Origin of the sequence: Flavobacterium hibernum, assembly GCF_000832125.1 — a bacterium.
GTDB lineage: Bacteria > Bacteroidota > Bacteroidia > Flavobacteriales > Flavobacteriaceae > Flavobacterium > Flavobacterium hibernum.
The window spans coordinates 65,225-90,597 of sequence record NZ_JPRK01000018.1 but is presented as its reverse complement, the minus strand read 5'-3'; the positions used below and the strand labels follow the sequence as shown (position 1 = coordinate 90,597).

The window sequence follows — 25,373 nt, the reverse complement described above, 5'->3', positions numbered from 1 at the left end:
ACAGTGTAAGGATAAGTTCCAGAACTAGTATAAGTAATTCCATTTGCAGCCCACTTATAACTTCCGCAAGCAGTTTCAGTTTGTGTAGATGTTGTTGATGCAGTTCCTGTAACGGTTTTTACTAGTACTCTTTGACTAGCGCAGTATGGAGTTTCGCTAGCTACCCAATAAGTTGTATTATTTGCAGTTGGAGTGGCTGATACAGTTGCACCAGTTGCAAAACTAGTTCCTCCAGTTTCTGAAGTATACCAAGTTGCAGTTGTTCCAGATGGAGCAGTCGCATTTAATGTAACAGCTGTACTTCCTAAACAAGGAATATCTTGTGTTGAAGCTGTAACTGTTGGGTTTGCAGGTTTTAGTGAATTCGTTGTAACATTAGAAGTTACGGTCGAAAAATTTGTACCGCTTACCGTTGCTTTATTTGTTACTTCACAAGTATTTGCAGGAAGAGAAATTGCCGCATTAATTGTTGCGCTAAATGTTATGATAGTACTTTTTGCAGCAGGTAAAGTAAATGGTCCAAAAGAAACTGTTTCTCCTGATGTTGCCTTTGCCGTACTACTTTTTGCAGTTTGGTTCGAAGTTGTTTCGGTATTAGTTTGATTTTCTACGATTGGAGCTGTTTCTTCTACAACAATATCAGTAGGTCTTGCAGGTTTTGAAGCGGCTGCATTATCTGGCGGTGTAACAGTTCCAGAGCCTATTTTTCCGGTACCAGGTTCAGCCAATGCTGTTCCGGTAGTTACATTATTTGCATCCCAAAAAGCTTTGGATGCGATAGATTTGTCAACAGTTGCATTATTGAAAGCAGCACTAGCTTGAAAAAATACTTGCGAATTAAGTCCATCAGAAAGTACATCAAAATTTGCAGAACCCAGTCCTGTTGGTGCATTTATAGTGTTCCCAGTAATTTTTGCAGCATTTATCATTGTGCTAGAACTATTATCTGAGTAAGCAACAATTCCAAGATTAGCGTAAGCATTATTTCTAACGTTGATAGTATTACCAGTTATAGTAGCATCAATTCTACCAGTTGAATTTGGTACACCGCCATCATTTGCTTCAGATAAAATTCCGTAAGTACCAGCATTCGTAATTAAATTGTTTGAAATTTCGGTAATATGTTTAGCATTTCCATAAGCAGAAACGTTTATCCCATTACTAATTGAAGTAGAACCTCCGCCATCAATTGTATTATTATTTATTCTACCTTTTAAAGTTCCAGAACCCTGATGTCCTACATTACATGCAGAAAGAGCATTAAAACTAGATTTTAAAGTGTTATCTATAATATTGTAATTAACAGTTGCAGCCCCATAAGCTTGTATAGATAAACCATTACTACCAGGATTACTTGTGGCAGCGTTTATAGTGTTTCCATCTGTAGCCAGATTATTTCCACCAATTTGAACATCATTAACAGAAGATCCGCTAAAATTTAATTCAAGACCAGCGGCTTTAGAATTAGAAAAATCATTTTTTTTGAAAACCAAAACACTGTTAGAGGTTCCTTTTGCCTGAAAGCTAAAGTTACTATTACCGTTTGCTCGATTAAAAGAGTTTTTAAACTGACTTCCAGTTACAGTCAATGTAAGAGCAGGATTTTGAGAAAGTTGTCCGTTATAGCCGTAAAAACCACGTCCCCAAGAATCATTCACATTAGTATTGGTTATAGAACTTATTCCTTTTAGATTAAGAGCAAATATTCCACCAACATTTGAACTTCCAGAATTACTAGTATTAGCACTTCCACAGCCTGTAATAGTACTATTACTTAAAACAAAATTATTTACATCATTTAGGTTTATTCCAACCGCATTTGTTGTCCCTGTAATATTAATATTATCTAATGTAACACCACTTACCGTTTTAAAATGCATTGCAGCAAATGAATTCGTATTATCAATATTAGGGGTATTAAGTATTGTTAATGATGTATTTGAATTAACAAAATTTATGTTCTTAAGAGAGATACCTGAACATGTAATAAACTCAACTCCTCTGTTTTGAATATTTTGAATTGTACCTCCAGATCCGGCTGTAGTGCCAGTTCCCGTAACCTGAAAAATACCCAATGCTTTATTTACGGATATTCCAGTAGTAGATCCATTTGCCGAAATACTTTTAAAGATACAATCTAAAATACCTCCTTTAGCAATATTTACGGCCGTAGCAGTTCCTGTAGCATTAACAATTACATCTCTTACTTTTAGATTTCCAACATCCGGACCATTCATAGTAGATGTAATAGTGACACCTTGAATATCGTTATTTGATTTTAAATTTATTGTAGATAAAGTAGGGTTGGTTCCACCTGTAGAAGGTAATGAATTACTGTAAACGGGAACACTAAGACCTAATAAAGTGATTAAATCTGATGTTGCTCCCTGACCAATTACTTTTTGAGTATCATTTAAATTTAAAGTTCCTGAAATAGCCCCACCGTAAATAAAAATAGGACTTGCACTTGTGCCTGTAATACTACTTAGATCTTTATAAGGCGCTGCTAAAGTTCCGTTACCAGTTACTGTCGCTGCACCATTAGCAAAGATAATAGGAGTCGTTACAGTAATGTTTACCGTTGCAGTACTTGTTTTACCATTGCTACTTGTCAACGTATAAACAAAACTATCAGATCCAGAATAACCTGCCGTTGGGTTATAGGTAAAAGAACCATTTGCAGCTAATGACAAAATTCCGTGTGTCACATTTGTCGATACAGCTGTGGTTAGAGTCGTTCCGTCAGGGCTAACATCATTTGATAAAACACCTTGTGCGGTATTTAATGTAATTCCAACATTTCCAATACAATTATAAGAATCATCAGCAGCAATTGGAGTTACTTTTAGAGAGCCAGGAACAAACGTTAAATTAGAATCTAATATATCTTGAAAAGTAATTCCTGTAGCATCACCTCCTGTACTATTAATAGTAATAGTAAAATCAAGTTGAGAACCCGGAGCAGCATTTCCTCCACCATTTACAGCAACAGCATTGGTTATTGTAACGGTTGGACCTGGTGCTGTCAAGTTGGTAACGGTTGTTTTTTTAGCGAGATCTTTTTTCCTTCCTGTTTTAGCTTTTACTACTTGATCAACAGCTTTTTTTTCAGAATTAGCTATCTTATTTAAAATAGGAGTAACAACATTTTCCCTAACAAAACCACTATATGACATTCCGAACGAAAGGAATCCAAATAGCATTATAAGAATTAAGAGTTTGTTTTTTTTCATTTTTTTTACTTTAAAAAGTTAGCATGATTAAGAAAAAACTGCTTCATATTTCATTCCAACACTATCAAAACCAAGTGGAGTAAGAAATATATCTAAGTAGCCTTTTTCAGGATGTTCAACAGTAAAAATACCTTGTTCGTAATACTCATTTTTTTGTTCAGTTCGGAGGATTATTGAAAAAGGATTCCTTTCCAAAGGCGAATAATTATTCAGCTTTGTTAATTCAATTAATTCAGCATCAAGTTGAATTTCGTCTGAAATTCGAATTTTAAAGGCTTGATTTAGATATGCGGTAAAATCATTTAAAGTAAGTAAAGCTATATCCATACATTATATTTTCTTGTTGATCATTTTCATTTAGAACTCCATTCCATTAAATGGTAAACGCCATTTGTCTCGCTTATTTTTTTAAAACCCAATCTTTTATACAAGTTCATTGCAGGGTTGAAACTTTCAACATGAATGGAAACATTCAAATTATTATCGGCTGCTTTTATTAGAATTTCATTTAAAATAGAGCGGCCAATATTTTTGTTTCTCCATTCTGGTAATACGGTAATATCAATTATTCGAATACCTTTTTTTTCAAAAAAGAAATCAATATATAATCTACCAATTGCATAATTATCTTTTTCAATTACATAGAATTTTCCATCTAAGTAATTTTTTTGATAATAATCGTGTTGAGCAGAAAATTGATGCTCAATAAAAAGTTTTTTTTGTTCGTTATTCCAGTTAGTTCCATTATCTAACTCCTCCTTACGTGTACTGCCGTATATTTCACAAAGAATAGGAAGATCTTTTTCCTGAATGTCGCGAAGCTCAATATTTTTTATTTCTAATTCCAAAACTTAATATTTTTATCTAGGATCTAGGAGGAAAAACACCTTGTAACGCAATACAAAAGTTCAAGGTCAAATAGGGCATCATATTATTATGTGGCAAGTTTCCACCAGCAGCAGCAATGGTATTTACACTCATTTGAGCATCACTACCAGTTGTAGTATATACTCTCAGCGGATTTCCTCGGCCCAAACTATTATTTGTTGGAGAAATTGATTGTGAGTTTAAAGTACTCGCCATCAATTGATGCGTGTGTTGCGGAATTTCAGATTGAATCAAAGTAACTGTTTGACTTCCGCTCTGTTCACCTAAATCATGCTGTGATAAACCAGGACCTTGCCCGGGATGCATAGGTGCATTTCCTTGCATGTCTGGTAATGCAAAATTTCTTACTCCGTCACCACCATAATACGTTCCTAATATCGAAAATATTGCTGTATTTTGAGATAGTGGCATAAGTTGCCCGTTACAAAGAGCCCAGTTTCGTGGTGCAAAGTTAAATGGGAATATGCGTATTTCGGCCACAAATGGATCCATAATGTATTGTTTTATTTTATTTAAAAAAAGGGACTAAAAATTTAAAATTCCATTAAGTTGAGGGGAATAATCCAAATAAAGAAATTATAAAATTAACGCACAAATAGGGTTGAAGATTGGTATGTGCCTGATTTCCGCCAGAAGGAGTAATTGTGGTAGGATTTAAAGCCAATGTTGGATTACTATTCGAAAACATTTTACTTCCGGTAGGGTTTGTGCTAAACTGTGCATTTCCAGGATTTCCTGTATCTGCCAAATCTGTTGTTGCTATTAAAGAATGTGTATGTGTTGGAATTTGTTGTGTATTAAGTGTAACGCTTTCTACACCTCCAGTTTCTGCCAACAAATAATCTGAACCTGTGATATTTTTACCATAATGAATAGGAACTCGTCCTCTTAAATCAGGCAATGCAAAAGTTTCTTGACCATCGCCTCCATAAGTAGTACCAATTAAGTTAAATAAAGTTTCATTTTCTGCAATAGAAATTAATTGCCCTTCACAAAGCATCCATCCAGCAGGGGCAAAATTTCCTGCAAACATTCTAATTTCACCAACGTAAGGTACTGCCATGTTATAATTTTTTACAATTAATAATTAAGTCTGAGATGGAAAAATTCCCTGTAAAGCAATACAAAAATTCAAAGCCAAGTAAGGCTGCATGTTTGTATGCGCCTGATTACCGCCTACATTACTAAGCGATCCAGGGTTCATAGCAGTAAAGTTTTGACCCTGACTGCTATACACTAAATTTGGAGCCGTTTGACCTAAAAAGTTGGCTGCAGTAGGTATATTAGTAGTTACCGGATCTGTTTTTGCCTTCAAAAGATGGTTGTGTAGAGGCATCTCCTGCATGGTTATAGTGTGTACTTCTTCACCTGCTTTTTCTCCCAGTGTATGCCCATTTCCAAAACTAATTGGAGTTCTGCCACGTAAATCAGGTAATGCGAAATTAACCCTTCCATCACCACCAAACGTAGTTCCTAATAATGCAAATAATGCTGGGTTTTGATTTATAGGTAAAAGCTGTCCGTTGCTAAGAGCCCATCCTCGTGGAGCAAATGCAAAAGACATAATACGTGTTTCAGCTAAAAATGGTTCTGCCATAATACGACTATTTTATTTTATATATATAAGATGTTTTATTAAACCAAAAGAGAGTTCGCAACAAAACGATGTTGAGAAATTACTTCTTTTTGATATACAATGTTACTACCTTCTTTTATGATAATTTTTGTTGAGGTTTGCTCCTGCGCTAAAAGTGTTTGTAGAGAAACACTTCCTTTTTTGGTATTAAAACCGTAGGGATTAAATTGTTGTAAAGGTGCAGGAAATAAGTAATCAAATAAATTGACCTCATTACTGTATATTTTTAAATCTTTCAATGCTACAGTAAGTGCTTCTATGTCAAAACCTGATAAGGATCTTAAAGATTTCCATTCACCATTCGAGTTTTTTCCAAAGCATAACAAAACGTCGTCAATTTTCCCCGTGCTATCAGTATGAAGGTGCAATGGAAACATTTTAAGATGACCATCTAATGAGCTATAACAATAGTTTCCTGAAGAAACATAACCTGTTTTCTCCCAATTTACAATTGCGTTGTTATAACAATCCAAAAGAGATGGATTTAAAAGAAAAGTATCAGAAAAAGATGATTTAGAGAAATGGGATAAGATATTATTTTCTCCATTTTTGGAATCCGAAAAATTATCGAACGTATTTTGAGCAAGGAGAGAACCACAAAAAAGTGTTGTGGCGCCTACAAATCCAACATTTTTAATGAAATTTCTACGGGTTAAATCAATCATAATCAATGTTTTTGGTAAAAAATTACTGTAAAAATAGTAAAAACATTAACTAAATTGGGTAAAAAACAAAAATAAATGTTAAAATTTACAATAATATTATATTTGTTACGTTAGTGCAATTTTTTGTAAAAAAGGTACAATTAAAATTTGATAAAATAATAAAACCCCAAACTACATTTGTAATTTGGGGTTTTTATACCAGTATATAAAATACTTATTTAGTTTCTTCCTCTTCTTTTTTTACAGGAGGTGTCGGCGCAGTTTGATCGTCTTTAGCAGCGTTTTTAAATTCCTTAATTCCGCTTCCTAAACCTTTCATTAATTCTGGAATTTTTTTACCTCCAAAAAGTAATATCACAATACCTACTATAACGAGGATTTCTGTTAGACCTAATCTTCCCATGATTGTATATTTAATGCCGAAGCAAATTGATTTTTAGTTTCACCGCAAAGGTATATAGAAATATACGAACAAAAAGTGTTTTTGGATTAAAATATTGAGATTAGGCAACGTTAAATATTTTATAAAATCGTAAATTAAGCCAATTCGTCAAAATTTCGCCAGCATCAACAAGACGATTAATTATTATATTTGCTCATATTAAAGAACCGTAATGACTAAGAAGAAATTCGATTTCAGAGAAAAATTATTCCTCAAAACCAGATTGGTAATTTTAAATGAAGACACTTTTGAAGAGATCTTTTCGTTCAAACTTACCTTAATGAATGTATTTGTAACGTTTACTTTGGGTGGGATATTTTTAATTCTGATTACTACTTTTATCATCGCTTTTACGCCTTTACGAGAATTTATTCCCGGATATTCTTCTTCTGAATTAAAACGAAATGCAACAGAATTGACTATTAAATCAGATTCGTTAGAAACAGCTTTAAAGAAAAATGAAGCCTATATAAAAGGTATTCAAAAAGTATTAAAAGGCGAATTAGAATATGCAAAATTCAATAAAGATTCTATTTTAGCCGAAACAGATGAACCTTCAGAAGTAAATATGAAAGCCTCTGAAGAAGAAATTAAATTGAGAGAAGAAGTTACAAAAATGGAGAAGGAGTCTGGTGAAAAATCCCGAAGTAAAAACAAAAGTGACAAGAAATAATACCATAAAAAATGTCTATTAAATCAGTAGCAGCAAAATTATTTGCCAGTACAATATATTATCAAACAATGGCTTGGGCCAAAAAGCCTATAGAAACTCAACAAGAAATATTTAAGAGTTTAATAAATAGTGCAAAAGAAACCCAGTTTGGTATTGATCACCATTTCGAAAAAATAAAAACAGTTCACGATTTCAAGAAACGAGTTCCGATAAGAGACTACGAAGATTTAAAACCTTATATAGACAAAGTTCGAATGGGTGAAAAAAATATTCTATGGAAAGGAAAACCATTGTATTTTGCAAAAACATCTGGAACAACATCTGGAGCAAAATATATTCCGCTTACCAAAGAATCAATGCCTTATCATATAGAAGCTTCGCGAAATGCAATCCTACATTATATATATGAAACCGGAAATGCTGATTTTGTAGATGGAAAAATGATTTTCTTGCAAGGAAGTCCAATTTTAGTTGAAAAGTACGGAATCAAATTTGGAAGATTATCAGGAATTGGAGCACACTTTGTTCCAAAATACCTTCAAAAAAACCGAATGCCCTCTTGGGAAACCAATTGTATCGAAGATTGGGAAACTAAAATTGATGCGATTGTTGAGGAAACCATTGAGCAGGATATGACCATAATTTCTGGAATTCCATCGTGGGTTCAAATGTATTTTGAGCGTTTACAAGAAAAAAGTGGTGGTAAGAAAATAGGAGATCTGTTCAAGAACTTTAATTTGTTTATTTACGGAGGCGTTAATTACGAGCCATATCGTGCCAAGTTCGAAAACATGATTGGCAGAAAAGTAGACAGCATAGAATTGTTTCCGGCTTCTGAAGGATTTTTTGCTTATCAAGATTCGCAAACAGTAAAAGGAATGTTGTTATTGTTAAATTCAGGAATTTTCTATGAATTCATAAAAGCAGATGAATTTTTTACTGAAAACCCAAAAAGTTATACAGTTGGCGAAGTAGAAATTGGCGTAAATTATGCCATGATTATTTCGACAAACGCAGGACTTTGGCGTTATAATATTGGAGATACCGTGCAGTTCACGTCATTGTTTCCGCATAGAGTAATCGTTTCGGGTAGAATTAAACATTATATTTCGGCTTTTGGAGAACACGTTATTGCAAACGAAGTCGAAAATGCAATGAAAGAAGCGACAGAAGGTACTAATATTGTAATTAACGAATTTACAGTTGCACCACAAATAAATCCTTCAAGCGGATTACCGTATCACGAATGGTTTGTAGAATTTGAAACAGAACCTGAAAATATGGAAGCTTTTGTAGAAGCGATTGATAATTCGATGCGAAAACAAAACATTTATTACGATGATTTAATTACCGGAAATGTTTTGCGAAAAGTAGTCGTTACAAAAGTTTCTAAAAACGGATTTCAGGAATACATGAAATCACAAGGAAAATTAGGTGGACAGAATAAAACACCTAGATTATCGAATGATAGAAAGATTGCAGATAATTTGAAATAGAGAAAAAATAGTTTTAAGTAGTAAAAACGGAATGAATCTAAAAATCAGAATTAAGTATATAACTATATATTTAGTATTAAATGGAATAGCTGTTTTTTTGGCTATTCGATTTTGGTGGACTGATCCTATAATTCTTTCATATTTGAATATTTATACTATTACATTATTATTTTCTGTTGGAATAAGTTGGATCGGTATTCTCTTTATTAGTATAATGATTACTAGGGATTTATTATTAGAAAAAGATAAATTCAATTTTATTACTCCTCTAAGTTTAATTAACAATGATTATTATATCTCTGAAATAGGATTAGAAAAAGCTAAAAAGTGTAATTAACATTTCAGCTTTTATAATATTATTTTTGAGTATTGCTTCTTTTAAATATTTGCTGGGATTTTATGAAAAATATGAATTAAAAAAATATGGAGTTGTTGAAAGTATTGTTATTACAAAAATAAATACTAATATAAAAAAAGACAATTTTGTTTTTATAGAATATGCGAATAAAAAAAACAGTATAAATCTTCGATCAGATTCTTTAAGAATAAATGATCAGATTCAAATTATATATTCCAGTAAAAACCCAAAAATTGTAAAATATTACAATGAATTTAAAAAGAATCGATAAAAGCTATTCTAACAATTTGTTAAATATTGTTTTTACAGAATTACCTTTTTAATTACTAATTTCGTTAAATTAAAAAATACAGATTATCTTCATTTATAAGAAGATTTTTAAAATAAAATAGCATGAAAGATACCAAACATATATCAAGATCAAGAGCTCAGGAATCATCTGCAGCTATAGAAAAAATGTACATTACAATGCGTCACCTATTCAACCGTGGTTTTTATAAACCAATGGGAGTTTCGGGCGATAGTTTACGTGAATCATTATTAGCATTACGTCCGGAAATTTACGGAAATATAGGCGAAGAAAAAGTAGAACTAAACGGACTTTTGTACGTTATTGAACGTTTACCAATAGGAATTGAACAATGTCGTTTTATTAATTTAACTTCTGACGAAGGATATTCTAAATCGCATTTTCAAGCAATTGTTCCTCCAAAAAGAAGAAGAAACTGTTATAGAATCGACGAAGAACAAATGAATGTCGAAATCACTCGTGGGCGATCTGATATTTATGATATCTTAACGCATTTGACTTTTATTTTTATAGAATCACATAAAATTAAAGACCGAGTTTTATTAGACGATGGTGGCGAAGTTTCTCGAGATTGGATGAAGTTGGAACAAGCCGTAATGCAACCTAAAAAATTGCCTTTGGTAGAAAAAGAAAAAGCAATCTCGCACGTAGCCAATATTTTAGGACGTACTTTTGAAGAAGTTCTAGATATTTACGACGCTTTTGGATCAGAAAACGCTCCAGACCGTTTCTTGCACGTTATTTACTGGTTAGGAAAATTAGCCATAGAAGAAGTAATCGAAAATAATAAACGTACTATAACTTTTAGTCCAGTTTTACGAGAGCGTTTAGGACACCACATTCATGGTGAAATTTGGGCAACCAATATCAAGGAAGTTCTAAAAGCAAATAATCTTTTAAAGCGACCAATTCACGTAATAAGTGCAAATATGCACAGTGTAATGAATTCTATTTTTGCAACGCCGTTGTTGAAAACGAAATTTAAGGACAAATCTGATTTTTTCATTTACGAAGAATTGAGTAAATCTGGCGCAAAAGAAATTAGAAGTCATGTTGAAGAACTGGCGTTGAAAAACGGAATGATTTCGTTACCAGATACATCAGGAACAAATATTGATGTTCAGATTTTTGATACTGCAAAAATTGATTGGGTAAAAACAGGATTTCCAAAAGCAGCTCTAGACGAAGCTAAACCAGTTATTATTGTAATGGATTATGCTTTTGGTGAGCAAGCTTATGAAACGATCGATGAACTTTTGAAACCTTTCAAGAAAGAAACCTTATTAGAAGTAAGATCTGTTTCGATAATGGGAAAAGCAGGAATTCTTGAAGGCGGAAAAGGAGATATTATGATTCCTACAGCACACATCAACGAGGGAACTGCTGATAATTATTATTTCGAAAATGAATTAACAGGCAAAATGTTTGAAGGAAATGACATTGCAGTTTTTGAAGGTGCAATGGTAACCGTTTTAGGAACATCATTACAAAACAGAGATTTATTGAAATTCTTTCACGAATCGACTTGGGGTGTAATTGGTCTTGAAATGGAAGGTTCATATTATCAAAAAGCCATTCAATCTGCTTCAAAAATCAGAAAAAGTGTACCACACGATATTAAAGTTCGTTATGCCTATTATGCCTCAGATAATCCTTTGGAAACAGGAAGTACATTGGCTTCTGGCGGATTAGGAACAACAGGTGTAAAACCAACCTATTTGATTACTATTAAAATTTTAGAACAAATTTTCAACATAAAATAATCCCATAAATGAGTACAAAAGTACCCCAAAACAATGACGATCAAGAAATTGATTTAACCTTTATTTCAAGAAAAATTAGTACTTTTTTTCAAGGAATAAGTACTTCTATTTTTAGAGGTATTCAGTTTTTTGTTCATAATTGGATTATTGTTTCAATTTTAGTTTTGGCCGGATTTGGTCTCGGAATTTTTTTAGACAGTACACAAAAGAGTTATGAACATGAAATTATCGTAGCACCAAATTTTGGTGCTACAGATTATTTATATGCTAAAATCGATTTGATTAATTCTAAAATTAAAGAAGAGGATACTCTTTTTTTAAAGAATAATGTTGGTATTATAAAACCCAAAAATCTAAAAGTAATAGAGGTAAAACCCATTGCCGATGTTTACAATTTTATCAAAAACAAGCCCGAAAATTTCGAATTGATAAAGTTGATGGCCGAAGATGGTGATATCAAAAAGGTACTTGAAGATAATATGACCAGTAAAAACTATACTTATCAAACGATTGTATTATCGACAAAGGAAAAAACAGCCGAAGAAGAGCTTATAAAACCACTTTTGAAGTATTTAAACGCATCAGATTATTATGGTAAAATTCAGAAAGAAGTTTATAAAAATATAGAGCTTAAAATGAAGCAAAACGACTCTATTATCAAGCAGATAGATGGAATTATTAGCAACTTTTCGAACTCAAAAAATGGAGCTGGGAGAAACGAAAAATTAATGTATTATAATGAAAACACACAGCTCAACGACATTATTAAGACCAAAAATGATTTGATTAACGAACAAGCAAATAATAGGATTAATTTAATTGGCTACGATAAAATTGTAAAAGAAAACAGTATTACCCTAAATTTAGAATCTGTTAAGTATATTAACGGTCGTTTAAAGTTCTTACTACCAGTTTTGTTTGTTGTATTATTTGGGTTTTTATATTTATTTAAGTCATTTTACAATAAACAAAAACACTTAGCTAAATTATAATATGCTGAAATATAATATTTTATACAATTAACCAAAACTTAAACAAAAACGGAAAATATTTTTAGTGTTGAAAGCTAAATATATATATTTTTGTTAAAAAAACAGACCAATGAAAAAACAGTTACTATTTATTAATATAGTTTTATTAACATTATTTAGTTCTTGCAAGAATAAAGAAGAAGTTGCCCCGGTTGAAGAAGTTAAAGCCAATACATTTGATGTAGTTGTAGATTTAAAAATAGAAAAAGATGATGAATTAATTCTTTTTTACAAAGATCCTTCAATTGCTTATTTTGATGACAAAAAAACGGTTTACAATGGTGTAAAAGGAAAATCTGAGTCACAATTAATAACATTTAGTATTCCAGAAGGAGTTTTACCAAATGATATTCGTTTTGATGTAAGTTCAAACAAAGATCAAGCACCAATAACAATCAACTCAATAACTTTAAGTTTTGAGGGAAGAGTTTTTAAAATTGAACAAAGAGACATTTTAAAATACTTTACACCAAATGAATTTATAAAATTTGATGAAGCCACAGGAGTAGCAACTTTTATTAAAAATGGAGAAAATTTTGATCCCTATTTTTTAACAAAACCGTTAATTTATCCTGAAATCGAAAAAGTAAGAGGAGCTAAAATGTAGTTTTTTTTAAATAATATTAATTTTTAAGGCTGTTCCTTTTTAGGTATAGCCTTCTTTTTATAATAAAACCACCAAACATTGAAGCCAATTTTTGATATATTTCAGCGATATAAAAAGCACAAAATTTTGGCTTCAAATTTCGTGTATCTTTCTTTGCTTCAAGGTTTAAATTTAGTATTGCCATTAATTACATTGCCTTATTTAATAAGAACATTAGGTGTAGATTATTTTGGATTATTATCTTTTTCATTTGCATTTATTACCTATTTCCAAATTATAACAGATTACGGCTTCAATTCAACCGGAACACGTGACATTTCATTAGCCACAGATGACTCTGAAAAGCAAAACTTGATTTTTAATCAAATTATGTCTGCAAAGTTGCTATTGCTAGTAGTAAGTTTCGTTGCAATGATGTGCATAGTTTTTTTGTTCGAAATTTTTAGAACCTATTGGATTGTTTATTTATTTTCATTCGGATCTGTTTTTGGGCAAGCCATTTTCCCCGTATGGTATTTTCAGGGAATTCAAAAAATGAAATACATTACCTATCTCAATTTATTTACGAAAGTAATTTTTACAATTGCTCTTTTTATCTTCGTAAAACAAAAATCAGATTATTATTTAGTTCCCGTTTTTAATGCCTTAGGATTTATAACAGCTGGTATTTTTGCATTATTTTATATTCAGAAGGATTTTAATATTAAGTTTAAAATACAACCTTTTAGTGGAATAGTAGAGCAGCTTCAAAAATCGAAATATGTCTTTTTATCCGAGCTTAAAATTTCCTTTTTTACCAATACTAATACATTAATACTTGGTTTTTTGGCAGGAAATCAGGCAGTAGGTTATTTTTCTGCAGCCGAAAAATTAGTACGGGCAATGGGAAATCTTCAAACACCAATTTCAAACACTATTTTTCCTTATCTTTCAAAAGAGATGATGCTGAATAAGCTGCAAACCATTCAAAAAATAAATAAAATTACAGTAACAGGAACAATACTCTTTTCAATACTAATATTATTTTGTTTTTGTTTTGCAGAACCAATTATCGAAATTATTTACGGGAAAGCAATGTTTGCTTCGATTCTGATTTTTAGAATTCTCCTTCTAGTTCCATTATTATCATTTTTGGACACTATGTATGGAAAACAAATTCTTCTAAATTTAGGAAAGGATAATTTATATTTTCGAGTTATAGTTTATGCAACAATTTTAAATTTTACAATTAATTTAATTCTAACGCATTTTTTTCAGGAAGTAGGAACCGCAATTGCGCTAATTATTACACAAATATTTATTGTTTTAGGAATGTGGTATTTTGCGAATAAAGAGATTAAGTTGATTTTTAAAACCGATAAATGAACATGACTATTATTAAAATTAGTGTTATTATTCCGGTTTATAACGCAAAAGACTATTTACATGATTGCATAAAATCATTGTTGAACCAAACGCTGGGAGATTGTGAATTTATATTTATAAATGACGGTTCTGTAGATAATAGCCGCCAAATAATCGAAGACTATCAAAAAGAAGATCAACGTATTATCCTTATCAATCAGGAAAATAAGGGAATTAGTGAAGCTCGAAATACAGGAGTTAATAATGCCACTGGTCAATATATTGGTTTTCTAGACAATGATGATTATTTAAAAAATGATTTTCTGGAATATTTATACAATACAGCTATTAAAGATGATTTAGATATTCTTATTTCTAAAACAATATTAGGCAGAGATGACAAGTTTATTATTAAAGAAAATGGTTTTGAAAAGGATTTAATTTTTGATAAAGCTTTTATACAAAACAAAATCATTCCTAATTTGTTACGAGTTGAAGATTTATTTGCGGTTTGGAATAAAATCTATAAACGAAGTTTTATAAATGAAAATCAGGTTAGATTTCCTGGAAATAGAGTTATTGAAGAAGATAATATATTTAACATACAAGCTTTTAATAAAGCTCAAAAAGTTTTATTTACAAATTACGCCGGTTATTATTACCGAGAAGTTGCCAATAGTAAATCAAGACTAATTATTGAAAATGATTATTTTAGTAAAGCACTTGAGAAATATTATTTAGATTATAAAAAAGAATATGATCTTTCGATTTCTGCAACAGAATTAGAAAAACTAAAAGCCATTAGATTACTTCAAAGAGTTTCTTATTTAGTATATAAATGTTCTGTTTCTATAACTCCATTTAAAACAAAGTGGAATTATATTGAACAGATGGTTTTTCATGAAAAAGTTTATGAATTAGCCAAGAAATACTATAGTGAAGCCCTTGCAGACAAAGGATTATACGAAAAAATAATCTTAAAAATAATCCTTAATAAATCTCAAATGGCATTATTCCTTTTGGTTTTAAGTATTAAAATAGGATATCATCCAAAAATCTCAGAGATTATTCGAAATATCAATAATTTTAAAATCAGTAAAACTTAAAAATATTGCTTAGAAAATTATATACAATATTATTTTTTTTAGGACTCTTCTTCTTTCCATTTAATGATTATGAAGGGATTCCTTTATTGGGCGAATTTAAAAGTGAAGCCGGAGCTCTTTTTCTTATTGTAGGATTTCTTGTTTTAGGTGTTGAGGTTGTCTTTTCTAAGAAGATTTATGTACCCTACAAAAGCTTAATTTTTCAGTTGATAATGGTTTTTTTAATATGGTGTTTAATAACCACATTATTAAACATAAATACCGTTTCGGCCAATTACTTTAAGCAAACGGGTGGTATAAACCGTTTTGTGCGACAATATTTTGCTTTGCTATTATCAAGTCTGGTATTTTTAATTTTGTATGTCAATGTTTTGGCAAAAATGGAGCTGAAAGAAATTCTCTTTAAAATAAGGAAAGTTTTTCTATTGTCTTTGATAATAGCTTTCGTATACGGTTTTTTCGAAATTTTAGTTTCCTCATTCGGATATCGTGTTTTTTACAAAGTTCTCGAAGCATTCAATTATTTTCCATTTCTCGAAGTAAACTTATATCCGCAAGGACGAATTTCGTCAATATCTTACGAACCGCCATTTTTGGCAATCTATCTTATTACCATTTCAGGATGGATGTTTAGCTATATTCTAACCAGTAAAAAACCAACAAGGTTTTTACCAACAATTGCAGTTTTAATTCTAACGTATTTTTCAGGATCAAGAACTGGACTTGTTGTAATATTTATTCAATTGTTTATCTTTTCCATCTTTTTGTACAAAGACCAAAGGTTTAAAAAATACATTACCAATTTTTTAGTTGGATTTGCATTAATATTTAGTGCTTTGCTAGTTTTCAATGGAGAGAAAGTAATTAAATCTGTTGCTGAAAAAATGGATTCTCTCGACTTTAAAAAAAATCTGACCAAAAACGTTTCTAATCAATCCAGATTTGGAATGCAATATGCTTCTATACAAGTATTTTTAGAAAACCCAATAACTGGTGTTGGATTTGGGCAACAAACGTATCATAATAGAACGCATTATCCTACCTGGGCAACGCGAAACAATTATGAGTTCGAATTGTATTACAAGAATAAAAAGGAAAAAGCCTTTCCGCCAGGATATAACATCTATACTCGTTTGTTGGCCGAAACTGGGTTAATTGGAATTTTATTGTTTTTAATGATACTTTGTTTTTCGCTCAACGAAATACGTTTACTTATGAAAAGAGCAAGAGACGAAGAGAAAACACTTTTAATGATTCTGCTCATTTCACTTGTTGGCTTATATATAAATTGGTTTCAAATAGATACTTTTAGAATGTATGGTGTCTGGTTAAGTTTAGCTATTTTGATTAGAATGAGAAATAAAGCAATGGCAGCAAAAGATGAATAAGGTCGTACTCTTGATTCCGTATTATAATAATTCTGATGGATTAATAAAATCTTTGATTTCTATTCATCCTGATGAGGAATTGGACGTTATTATTGTCGATGACGGAAGTAAAAACAAATTTGACGAACTAATACTTCAAAATAATTTTAAAGCAAAAGGAACGCTTTATTTTGAGTATTTGGAACAAAATCAAGGAATTGAATTTGCATTAAATCACGGACTTAAAATAAGTGCAAAAAAAAAATACAAATACACAGCAAGACTCGATTGCGGAGATGTTTGTTTAGGAAAAAGATTTGCGATTCAAACAGAATTTTTAGAACAAAATCCTGAAATAAAAATTGTAGGTTCAAATGTGTTGGCGGTTGACAGCAATGACATTTATTTATATGCAATCGATTTGCCACTAGATGATCAAAACATCAAAAATAAAATGTACATCAATTCAATGTTGATACATCCTGCCATATTGTTTTGTACATCAATAATAGAAGTAACCGGATTTTATCCCGTAAATCATAAATCGGCAGAAGATTATGCTTTCTTTTTCGCGATCTCAAAAAAGTTTAAAATGGCTAATATTGGTCAGTATTTAACTCAAATTGAAATTAATGAAAATGGTATCTCAATACAGAGAAGAAGACAACAGGTAAAAAGCAGAATACAGATTATAAAAGAAAATTTCTATGTTGGATATTATCCAATTTATGGACTTCTTCGAAATTATGTTTTATTGTTTATGCCGTACAGTATAATTTTATCCATTAAAAAAAGAATTAAAAAATGAGAAATCTAATTAGAGAGAAAGGTTTCGAATATCTCATTTATGCTTTGTTGATTTCATTGTTTTTTTCAAAAGCAATTCCAAATATTATTTTGGCAGTTTTATCAGTTTGGACAATTATTGATTTTAAAAAAGATCAAATTATAAAAACAAAGTTTAACTTTTCGTCAGGTATTATTTTGTTAATATTGCTGGTTTTTTTAACTATAAAATCGACGCTTTTTGCCACAATTTCTTATGATTTTAAGATCTTTAAAGGTCTATTTTTGTTGTTTTGGCTTGTCGTTGTATTCAAAAAAGTAAAAGATTTTAATACATTAAAACTGGTCATTTTATTGGGGATAGATGCAGCTATTTTGTGTTCTGTTTTTTTAATTACACTATTTTTTATAAAACATCATACACTTCCATTTTCAAATACTGCCGAGGTAAATGAGTTGTTACTTTTAGAGCGGCCTTATATTGGCTTTATAGCTGTTTTAGGTTTATTACTGGCAAGTGAAAGATCAATTACGCTAGTAAAATACAAATATCTTTGGGCCATAAATGCTTTATTGTTATTCTTGTTTATAGTATTAATTTCGGCCAGAATTTCGATCATAACATTATTTTTACTTGCCGTTGTGTATTTGATTTTCTATTCTAAAATCAGTTGGGTAAAAAAAGGTGTTTCTTTAGTTTCATTTGTTCTTTTGTTTGGATTATTAGTCTTAACAAATAAAAATATTTCGGAACGTTTTTTTGTAAAGAGTAATCTTGAAGAATCGCTTAAAGTGGCATCTGATTATGAACCAAGGATTGTAATTTGGAATTGTGCATATTTAATGACACAAAAAAGTGATTTTAATTCTATAATTGGATTTGATGGATATAAAACAATTTCTAATAATTTTTTAGATTGTTACTCCAGTACAATTGAAAATCCATCTAAAAAAGAATATTTTTTGACAGAAAAGTTCAATTCGCACAATCAGTTTATAGATTTTTATTTAATTGGAGGTTTTATTGGGTTGCTATTGTTTCTCACCTTTTTTATTAAATTGCTTATCGAAGTCAGGGCGAATTTTTTTCAAATGGCAATAGTAATTTCTTTTCTATTGTTTTTTTGTGTTGAGAATATATTTTATAGACAGTTTGGATGTTATTTGGTTGGAATATTTATACTAATTTTACTGCAGAGAAAAATAAATGAAGAAAATTAAAATTGCGCATGTTCTCCATTCAGTAGGAGGAGTTGATGTTTCGTTGAGGCAGATACTTCATAATTTAGATACTGTAAATTTTGAAAGTATTGTAATTCATGGAGATTCTGATATTAAAGATGAATTCGTAGATAAAGATTCTAAACCGGTTGTTCATTACCAGTTGCCAATTTATAGAGAGATTTCTTTTTTTAATGATTTAACGGCAATTTTAAAAGCATGGAAAATCATTCGTAAAGAAAATCCGGATTTTATACATTCTCACAGTACCAAAGGAGGTGTTATTGGTAGAATTGTTGGTTTTATGACAGGAACAAAGATTTTGCATACACCTCAGGCATTTTCTTTTTTAAGCGCAGAAACTAAGACTAAAAAAACATTTTTTTTAAAGGTAGAAAAGATACTTTCGAAAGGAGAAACAATTTTATTAGCTTCTTCACAATCTGAGTTAAAGAGAGCTATAAATGAAGTTGGTTTTCCAAAAACAAAAACAAATCTATTTAACAATTCGATAGAACCGATCGAAAAAATTTTAGATTTATCCATACCAAAAACATGGCCAGACGAATACCTTTGTACGGTAGGAAGGCCCTGTTATCAAAAAAACATTGAAGAACTTATTGTGGTTCTACATGAACTAAATAAAACAGTTGATGTGCATTTAGTGATATTAGGAGTAGGACATCATGCTGATCATTTAAAACAAGTTGAAAATTTAATAGCAGAACTAAATCTAAAAAATAAGGTGACGCTTTTAAATTGGACTACCAGAGAAGATGTTTTAAATATTATAAGCAAATCCAAACTGTATCTTTCAACAGCAAGATACGAAGGACTTCCTTATTCTATTATTGAAAGCTTAGCGCTCTCAATTCCGAGTGTAGTTTCTGATTGTGACGGAAACAGAGATTTGATTTTAAATGATTATAACGGTTATTGTGTGAAAGAAAATAATACAATTGAGTTTAGTCAAAAAATCAATACATTACTTCAGGACGAAAAATTATATAATGAGTTTTCAAAGAATGCGAGAGCGACATTTGAAAAACATCATAATATTTATAAAACAATAAAAGATCTTGAATCTATTTATAGAGAAGAATTAAAATAATATGAAAAGAATACTTATTACCGGAGCTGCGGGATTTTTAGGATCACATTTGTGCGACCGTTTTATCAAAGAAGGCTATTATGTTATTGGGATGGATAATTTGATTACAGGCGATCTTAAAAACATCGAACACTTATTTAAGTTAGAACATTTCGAATTTTACCATCACGATATTACCAAGTTTGTACATATTCCGGGTGATTTAGATTATATTTTACATTTTGCTTCACCAGCAAGTCCGATAGATTATTTAAAAATTCCAATTCAGACTTTAAAAGTTGGTTCTTTAGGAACTCACAATTTATTAGGATTAGCGCGAGTTAAGAAAGCAAGAATTTTGATCGCTTCAACATCCGAAGTTTACGGAGATCCATTAGTTCACCCACAGACAGAAGAATATTACGGAAATGTAAATACAATTGGTCCACGAGGCGTTTACGACGAGGCAAAACGTTTTCAGGAATCAATAACAATGGCGTATCATACTTTTCACGGTGTAGAAACCAGAATAGTGCGTATTTTTAATACCTACGGCCCAAGAATGCGTTTAAATGACGGACGTGTAATTCCTGCATTTATTGGACAAGCTTTGCGCGGAGAAGATTTAACCATTTTTGGAGACGGAATGCAAACGCGTTCCTTTTGTTATGTAGATGATCAGGTTGAAGGTATTTTTAGATTATTACATTCAGATTATGTATATCCGGTAAATATTGGAAATCCAGACGAAATTACCATTAAAGATTTTGCAGAAGAGATCATTAAATTAACGGGAACAAACCAAAAGGTAGTCTATCATCCGTTACCTATAAATGACCCGTTACAACGTCAGCCAGACACTACAAAAGCAAAAGAGTTATTGGGTTGGGAAGCAAAAGTAAGCCGATCTGAAGGAATGAAAATTACCTATGATTATTTCAGATCACTTTCTAAAGAAGAACTTTCAAAAGAAGAACACAAAGATTTTTCAAGCTATATAAAATAATAGGCCAAAAGCCAAAGAAGTAACAATTTAATGAGCGAATTAGTATCTATTATAACACCAATATATAATACTGAAAAGTTCATTAAATTGACAATACAATCCGTTCAAAATCAAACTTACGAAAACTGGGAAATGATTTTGGTTGATGATGCATCGACAGATGATACGGTAAAAATAATTTCTGAGCTTGCTAAAGTAGATAACAGAATTAAATTGTTTCAATTACCCAATAATTCAGGAAACGGTTTTGCCAGAAATGTAGCTTTAAAAAAAGCAACTGGAAAATACATTGCTTATTTGGATGCTGATGATTTGTGGTTTCCGATGAAATTAGAAAAGCAAATTCAGTTTTTAAAAGCAAATAATTTACCTTTTACATTTAGTTTTTACGATTGTATAGACGAAGATGGAAAAACTTTAAACAGAAGAGTAGAGGCACCATTAAATCTAACTTATAATCAATTGTTTTTTTGTAATTATGTTGGAAATTTAACTGCTATTTACGATGCTGAATATTTCGGAAAAATTGTAATTGAAGCCACGCAAAAAAGGCAAGACTGGCGATTATGGCTTACTATTGTAAAACAAATTAAAGAAACAAAACCAGTTCCAGAATCTTTAGCTTTTTATAGAATTAGAAAAGATTCGATTTCGTCTTCAAAATTCAAATTAATAAAACACAATTTTGGTGTATACAGAGATTTTCACCGTTTTAATTTTGTGAGTTCTGTTTTCTTGATGATACGTTTTTTATTTACTCAATTGATTATCAAACCACAATATATAAAGAAAGTTTAGTATTCATTAAGGGCGCAATTTGCGACCTTAATGAATTTCTTATTTTTTATAGCCAATTTTCACTCTTTCGCATTCATCTTCTTTTTTCTCAGTAAGCTCATCAAGATAGGAGAAAACCAATTCAATATTTTTATCATGATTCTCTAACTTCTTTTGAATCTGTAGAATATCAACTTTAATTTCTGTTGTATCCAAAAGCATTTGTCTCACTTTCGTGAAAATACGCATGATTTGAATATTAGTTTGAATTGCTTTATCGCTTTTTAAAACGCTTGATAACATTAAAACTCCATGTTCTGTGAATGCCATTGGTAAATAGCGTAAACCCATCTTTTCAGAATTGGAGGTCGCAAATTGCGACCTCCAATTTTCAAATTCTTTTTTAGTGAGTTCAAACATAAAGTCTTCGGGAAAACGAATTACATTTCTTTTTACTTGTTCTTTTAATCGTTTTGTTTCTATTCCATAAAGTAAAGCCAAATCACGATCAAGCATCACTTTTTGACCACGGATAAAATATATTTTATTTGAAATTGTTTCTTCAGAAAGTAAAGATTGATCTTCCATAAGTTTTTAATTAAAAAAAAACAAATGTAAGATTTTATTTATATTTATAAATAAGATTTAAATTGTTTTAGTTTACCGCTTTTACCGCGTTCCAATTTTTCTTTTCGTGTAAAAATGTACTTTAGATTTGGTTCAAGATAAGTTGAAAACTCTTTTTCTATTTTTTTTATTTCAGTTAGAGTAAGTTCATTTTCACTGGTATATTCTATTTCAAAAACATCTATTTTGGTTTGTTTTATTTTAAATTCTTTTACATTTCCCTCGTCTCCAAAGAGTTTTTTAGTAATTGAATAGAAAGTCATTCCAGGCGATTTTTTACCACTTGGTAAAATGGCAATATCATTAGTTCTGCCAATTAAATTTTTTAAAATAGGTCTTTTAAGAGTACTTTTTTCATCTAATATTCCATAATCACCCACTTCATATCTAATAAAAGGATGTGCCTTATTGTCTAAATTAGTAATAATAATACGACCCTGTTTTCCGTAAGGTAACGGCTGGTTATTTTCGTCTACAATTTCTACAAAAAGTGTTTCAGAGTTTACAAGCCATTCTCCATCATTATTTTCAAAGGCAATTACACCAATTTCCGAAGATCCGTATTCATTGACCACAGGAACTCCAAATTGGTTTTCCAGCAAGATTTTATCTTCTTCAAAAAGCATTTCAGATGTGACAATACATACTTTTAGTGAAGGACAAATTTCGATAAGTAATTTATTTTTTTTCTTTAAATATTTTGCCAGCAATACTACATTACTCGTATAGCCGTTTATGTAATCAAATTTCTTTTTTTGAAATTTTTTCACAATTTGTTCAAGCCCTTTATCTGATAAATCAAATATATTGAATCGGTATCTATTGCTTAAAAAATCTTTAAGACGTAGCTTTTTGTTCGCTATAAAGCCCAAGGGCATACCATAGAATCTGGCTTGAAAAGAAGAATTAAAATCTATTTTGTACCATGAAAAACGACGTATAATATCTGCCCAGGTCAAGGCGTGACAAAACTTATCTTTTGCAAAAACCATTGGGTCTCCGCTGGAACCTGAAGTTTTATTGATATAAACATTCTTTAATGAATATCCTTTTGAAAGTCTTTCAGTTAAAGGTCTTTGTAGATTTCTCTTATTTAGGATAGGTAAATCGGACCAGTTTTTATAAGAATCAATTTTTGCTAATTCTTGATAGAAGCTATTATTTTTTAAATGAAAATCAACTATTTCTCTTTTTTTGTTTTCAAGAAAATGAGCATGTTCTTCTTCAGATAAATTCACAATTTTATCCAATTCAGTTTTGGCCTTCTTTATCGGAAAACCATTTAATTGGAGTGAAATATCAAAAAGAGAAATCATTTGAGGATAAATTTTTCATCAAAAATAATATTATCCAATTACTAATACAGAAGAATGAACAAGTTTTTAAGATTTAATTATTTTTTACGTACAAAAGCAATTATTTTTGCACCACAACTAAATACAACTATACCATGACAATTTTACTATTGGGATCAGGCGGAAGAGAGCATGCTTTTGCGTGGAAAATGATTCAGAGTCCGCTTTGCGAAAAACTTTTTGTTGCACCAGGAAATGCAGGAACAGCTGCAATTGCTACAAACGTTGCAATGTCTCCAACCGATTTTGATGCAATTAAAGCATTTGTACTTAAGGAAAATGTAAAAATGGTGGTCGTAGGACCAGAAGATCCTTTAGTTAAAGGGATTTACGATTATTTTAAAAATGACAAAAGTTTACAGCATATTCCGGTTATTGGACCATCAAAATTAGGAGCTCAATTAGAAGGAAGTAAAGAGTTTGCAAAAGAATTCTTGATGAAACACAATATCCCAACTGCTGCTTACGACAGTTTTACTGCTGAAACAGTTGAAAAAGGATGTGATTTCTTAGAAACTTTACAACCGCCATATGTTTTAAAAGCCGATGGTTTAGCAGCAGGAAAAGGTGTTTTGATTATTCAGGATCTTGAAGAGGCTAAAACGGAATTGAGAAACATGTTGGTTCATGAAAAATTTGGAGCAGCAAGTTCAAAAGTTGTTATCGAAGAATTTCTTGACGGAATCGAATTAAGCTGTTTTGTTTTAACAGACGGAAAAAGCTATAAAATTCTTCCAACTGCAAAAGATTACAAACGCATTGGCGAAGGTGATACAGGATTAAATACAGGCGGAATGGGAGCAGTTTCTCCAGTTCCTTATGTTGATGCTGTTTTGATGGAAAAAATTGAAACTCGTATCGTAAAACCAACAATTGAAGGTTTCCAGAAAGACGGAATCGAATATAAAGGTTTTGTATTTATTGGTTTAATCAATGTAAAAAATGAACCAATCGTTATTGAATACAACGTAAGAATGGGAGATCCTGAAACTGAAGTTGTAGTACCAAGATTAAAATCTGATTTGGTTGAATTGTTCCAATCAGTTGCAGATCAAAAATTAGATACTTTCGAATTAGAAGTTGATCCAAGAAGTGCAACAACAATTATGGTTGTTTCTGGCGGATATCCTGAGGAATTCGAAAAAGGAAAAGTAATTACCGGTTTAGAAAATATTACAGATTCGATAGTTTTTCACGCGGGAACAAAATTAGATAACGAAAATGTCGTTAGTAATGGAGGACGTGTTTTAACTGTTACATCTTATGGAGATGATTTCCAAGAGGCCATAAAAAAATCTTACCAAAATATAGATAAACTAAATTTTGATAAGATGTATTTTAGAAAAGATATTGGCTTCGACTTACTTTAAAAAAGAGTGAGCTGTAGTATCTTGGTTTTCTGTTCCAGCGTCATCAAATATGCGTAATTGTTTAATCCAATAAACGATTGCGCATGCGCAGATGATCATAAAAATCCAGTTAATAGTATTAGCACCAAACCAAGTAATAAGTTCTAGGTGACGTAAAAAGTCAAGTGGAGCGAATAAAATGTTAACGAATAAGTATTGTATTCCTTCAAAAAAAGCTGTCAT

General features: G+C 30.9%; 25 protein-coding genes. 14 read left to right on the top strand and 11 right to left on the bottom strand.

The window, feature by feature from the left end; translation table 11 throughout:
* The 8 genes from IW18_RS19555 to IW18_RS19520 all read right to left on the bottom strand — a co-directional run.
* The coding region (locus tag IW18_RS19555) for an Ig-like domain-containing protein (RefSeq protein ID WP_041519859.1) at nucleotides 1-3,233 on the bottom strand (3,233 nt) is incomplete at its 3' end.
* Between the two features lie 27 nt (nucleotides 3,234-3,260).
* Nucleotides 3,261-3,560 carry a DUF6916 family protein gene (locus IW18_RS19550; RefSeq protein ID WP_041519858.1) on the bottom strand — a complete coding sequence of 100 codons (300 nt, stop codon included), beginning with the start codon at nucleotides 3,558-3,560 and terminating at the stop codon, nucleotides 3,261-3,263.
* A gap of 26 nt (nucleotides 3,561-3,586) precedes the next feature.
* Nucleotides 3,587-4,081 carry a GNAT family N-acetyltransferase gene (locus tag IW18_RS19545; RefSeq protein ID WP_041519857.1) on the bottom strand — a complete coding sequence of 165 codons (495 nt, stop codon included), beginning with the start codon at nucleotides 4,079-4,081 and terminating at the stop codon, nucleotides 3,587-3,589.
* Between the two features lie 16 nt (nucleotides 4,082-4,097).
* The gene (locus tag IW18_RS19540) at nucleotides 4,098-4,613 is read right to left on the bottom strand and encodes a phage tail protein (protein WP_084607997.1); all 516 of its coding nucleotides are present in this window, start codon (nucleotides 4,611-4,613) and stop codon (nucleotides 4,098-4,100) included.
* Between the two features lie 52 nt (nucleotides 4,614-4,665).
* The gene (locus tag IW18_RS19535; protein ID WP_041519855.1) at nucleotides 4,666-5,184 is read right to left on the bottom strand and encodes a phage tail protein; all 519 of its coding nucleotides are present in this window, start codon (nucleotides 5,182-5,184) and stop codon (nucleotides 4,666-4,668) included.
* A gap of 24 nt (nucleotides 5,185-5,208) precedes the next feature.
* A complete protein-coding gene (locus tag IW18_RS19530; protein ID WP_041519854.1) occupies nucleotides 5,209-5,718 on the bottom strand; it encodes a phage tail protein in 510 nt (169 codons plus the stop codon).
* 38 nt (nucleotides 5,719-5,756) lie between these two features.
* On the bottom strand, nucleotides 5,757-6,422 hold the full coding sequence (locus IW18_RS19525) for a hypothetical protein (RefSeq protein ID WP_041519853.1): 666 nt from the start codon (nucleotides 6,420-6,422) through the stop codon (nucleotides 5,757-5,759).
* 214 nt (nucleotides 6,423-6,636) lie between these two features.
* Nucleotides 6,637-6,825 carry a Sec-independent protein translocase subunit TatA/TatB gene (locus IW18_RS19520; protein WP_041519852.1) on the bottom strand — a complete coding sequence of 63 codons (189 nt, stop codon included), beginning with the start codon at nucleotides 6,823-6,825 and terminating at the stop codon, nucleotides 6,637-6,639.
* Between the two features lie 211 nt (nucleotides 6,826-7,036).
* On the opposite strand from IW18_RS19520, the gene IW18_RS19515 reads away from it, so the two are divergent.
* The 13 genes from IW18_RS19515 (at nucleotide 7,037) to IW18_RS19445 (ending at nucleotide 21,820) form a co-directional block, all read left to right on the top strand.
* On the top strand, nucleotides 7,037-7,537 hold the full coding sequence (locus tag IW18_RS19515) for a hypothetical protein (RefSeq protein WP_041519851.1): 501 nt from the start codon (nucleotides 7,037-7,039) through the stop codon (nucleotides 7,535-7,537).
* An 11-nt stretch (nucleotides 7,538-7,548) separates the two neighbouring features.
* Nucleotides 7,549-9,033 (top strand): GH3 auxin-responsive promoter family protein, encoded by a 1,485-nt coding sequence (locus IW18_RS19510; protein WP_041519850.1) that lies wholly within the window; start codon nucleotides 7,549-7,551, stop codon nucleotides 9,031-9,033.
* 751 nt (nucleotides 9,034-9,784) lie between these two features.
* Nucleotides 9,785-11,464 carry a DUF6909 family protein gene (locus IW18_RS19495; RefSeq protein WP_041519847.1) on the top strand — a complete coding sequence of 560 codons (1,680 nt, stop codon included), beginning with the start codon at nucleotides 9,785-9,787 and terminating at the stop codon, nucleotides 11,462-11,464.
* Between the two features lie 8 nt (nucleotides 11,465-11,472).
* The gene (locus IW18_RS19490) at nucleotides 11,473-12,456 is read left to right on the top strand and encodes a hypothetical protein (RefSeq protein ID WP_041519846.1); all 984 of its coding nucleotides are present in this window, start codon (nucleotides 11,473-11,475) and stop codon (nucleotides 12,454-12,456) included.
* A gap of 109 nt (nucleotides 12,457-12,565) precedes the next feature.
* Complete coding sequence (locus IW18_RS19485) at nucleotides 12,566-13,102, top strand: hypothetical protein (RefSeq protein WP_041519845.1); 537 nt, start codon at nucleotides 12,566-12,568, stop codon at nucleotides 13,100-13,102.
* A 126-nt stretch (nucleotides 13,103-13,228) separates the two neighbouring features.
* On the top strand, nucleotides 13,229-14,467 hold the full coding sequence (locus IW18_RS19480) for a flippase (RefSeq protein ID WP_160113212.1): 1,239 nt from the start codon (nucleotides 13,229-13,231) through the stop codon (nucleotides 14,465-14,467).
* Nucleotides 14,464-15,552 carry a glycosyltransferase gene (locus tag IW18_RS19475; protein WP_084607996.1) on the top strand — a complete coding sequence of 363 codons (1,089 nt, stop codon included), beginning with the start codon at nucleotides 14,464-14,466 and terminating at the stop codon, nucleotides 15,550-15,552. The genes IW18_RS19480 and IW18_RS19475 overlap by 4 nt, the downstream gene beginning before the upstream one ends.
* 5 nt (nucleotides 15,553-15,557) lie before the next feature.
* Complete coding sequence (locus tag IW18_RS19470; RefSeq protein WP_041519844.1) at nucleotides 15,558-16,940, top strand: O-antigen ligase family protein; 1,383 nt, start codon at nucleotides 15,558-15,560, stop codon at nucleotides 16,938-16,940.
* Nucleotides 16,933-17,727, top strand: coding sequence for a glycosyltransferase (locus IW18_RS19465; RefSeq protein WP_041519843.1), 795 nt, complete (start codon nucleotides 16,933-16,935; stop codon nucleotides 17,725-17,727). The genes IW18_RS19470 and IW18_RS19465 overlap by 8 nt, the downstream gene beginning before the upstream one ends.
* Complete coding sequence (locus IW18_RS19460; RefSeq protein ID WP_041519842.1) at nucleotides 17,724-18,926, top strand: O-antigen ligase family protein; 1,203 nt, start codon at nucleotides 17,724-17,726, stop codon at nucleotides 18,924-18,926. Before IW18_RS19465 ends, IW18_RS19460 begins: the two co-directional genes overlap by 4 nt.
* Nucleotides 18,913-20,037, top strand: coding sequence for a glycosyltransferase (locus IW18_RS19455; protein ID WP_041519841.1), 1,125 nt, complete (start codon nucleotides 18,913-18,915; stop codon nucleotides 20,035-20,037). The genes IW18_RS19460 and IW18_RS19455 overlap by 14 nt, the downstream gene beginning before the upstream one ends.
* Nucleotide 20,038: 1 nt before the next feature.
* Entirely contained in the window at nucleotides 20,039-21,022 is a 984-nt protein-coding gene (locus IW18_RS19450; RefSeq protein ID WP_041519840.1) for a UDP-glucuronic acid decarboxylase family protein, read from the top strand.
* Nucleotides 21,023-21,052: 30 nt separating this feature from the next.
* Nucleotides 21,053-21,820, top strand: a complete 768-nt coding sequence (locus IW18_RS19445) for a glycosyltransferase family 2 protein (protein WP_041519839.1) — start codon at nucleotides 21,053-21,055, stop codon at nucleotides 21,818-21,820.
* 39 nt (nucleotides 21,821-21,859) lie between these two features.
* Here the strand turns inward: IW18_RS19445 and IW18_RS19440 are convergent, their stop codons facing one another.
* A complete protein-coding gene (locus IW18_RS19440) occupies nucleotides 21,860-22,387 on the bottom strand; it encodes an ORF6N domain-containing protein (protein WP_041519838.1) in 528 nt (175 codons plus the stop codon).
* Between the two features lie 44 nt (nucleotides 22,388-22,431).
* Entirely contained in the window at nucleotides 22,432-23,742 is a 1,311-nt protein-coding gene (locus tag IW18_RS19435; protein WP_041519837.1) for a phenylacetate--CoA ligase family protein, read from the bottom strand.
* A 134-nt stretch (nucleotides 23,743-23,876) separates the two neighbouring features.
* Between IW18_RS19435 and purD the strand changes: the two genes are divergently transcribed.
* Nucleotides 23,877-25,151, top strand: coding sequence for a phosphoribosylamine--glycine ligase (gene purD / locus IW18_RS19430; protein ID WP_041519836.1), 1,275 nt, complete (start codon nucleotides 23,877-23,879; stop codon nucleotides 25,149-25,151).
* Here purD and IW18_RS23380 read toward each other — a convergent pair.
* Nucleotides 25,143-25,373: a DUF6341 family protein gene (locus IW18_RS23380; RefSeq protein ID WP_041519835.1), complete on the bottom strand. Its 231-nt coding sequence runs from the start codon at nucleotides 25,371-25,373 to the stop codon at nucleotides 25,143-25,145. The two genes, purD and IW18_RS23380, sit on opposite strands and share 9 nt — an antisense overlap.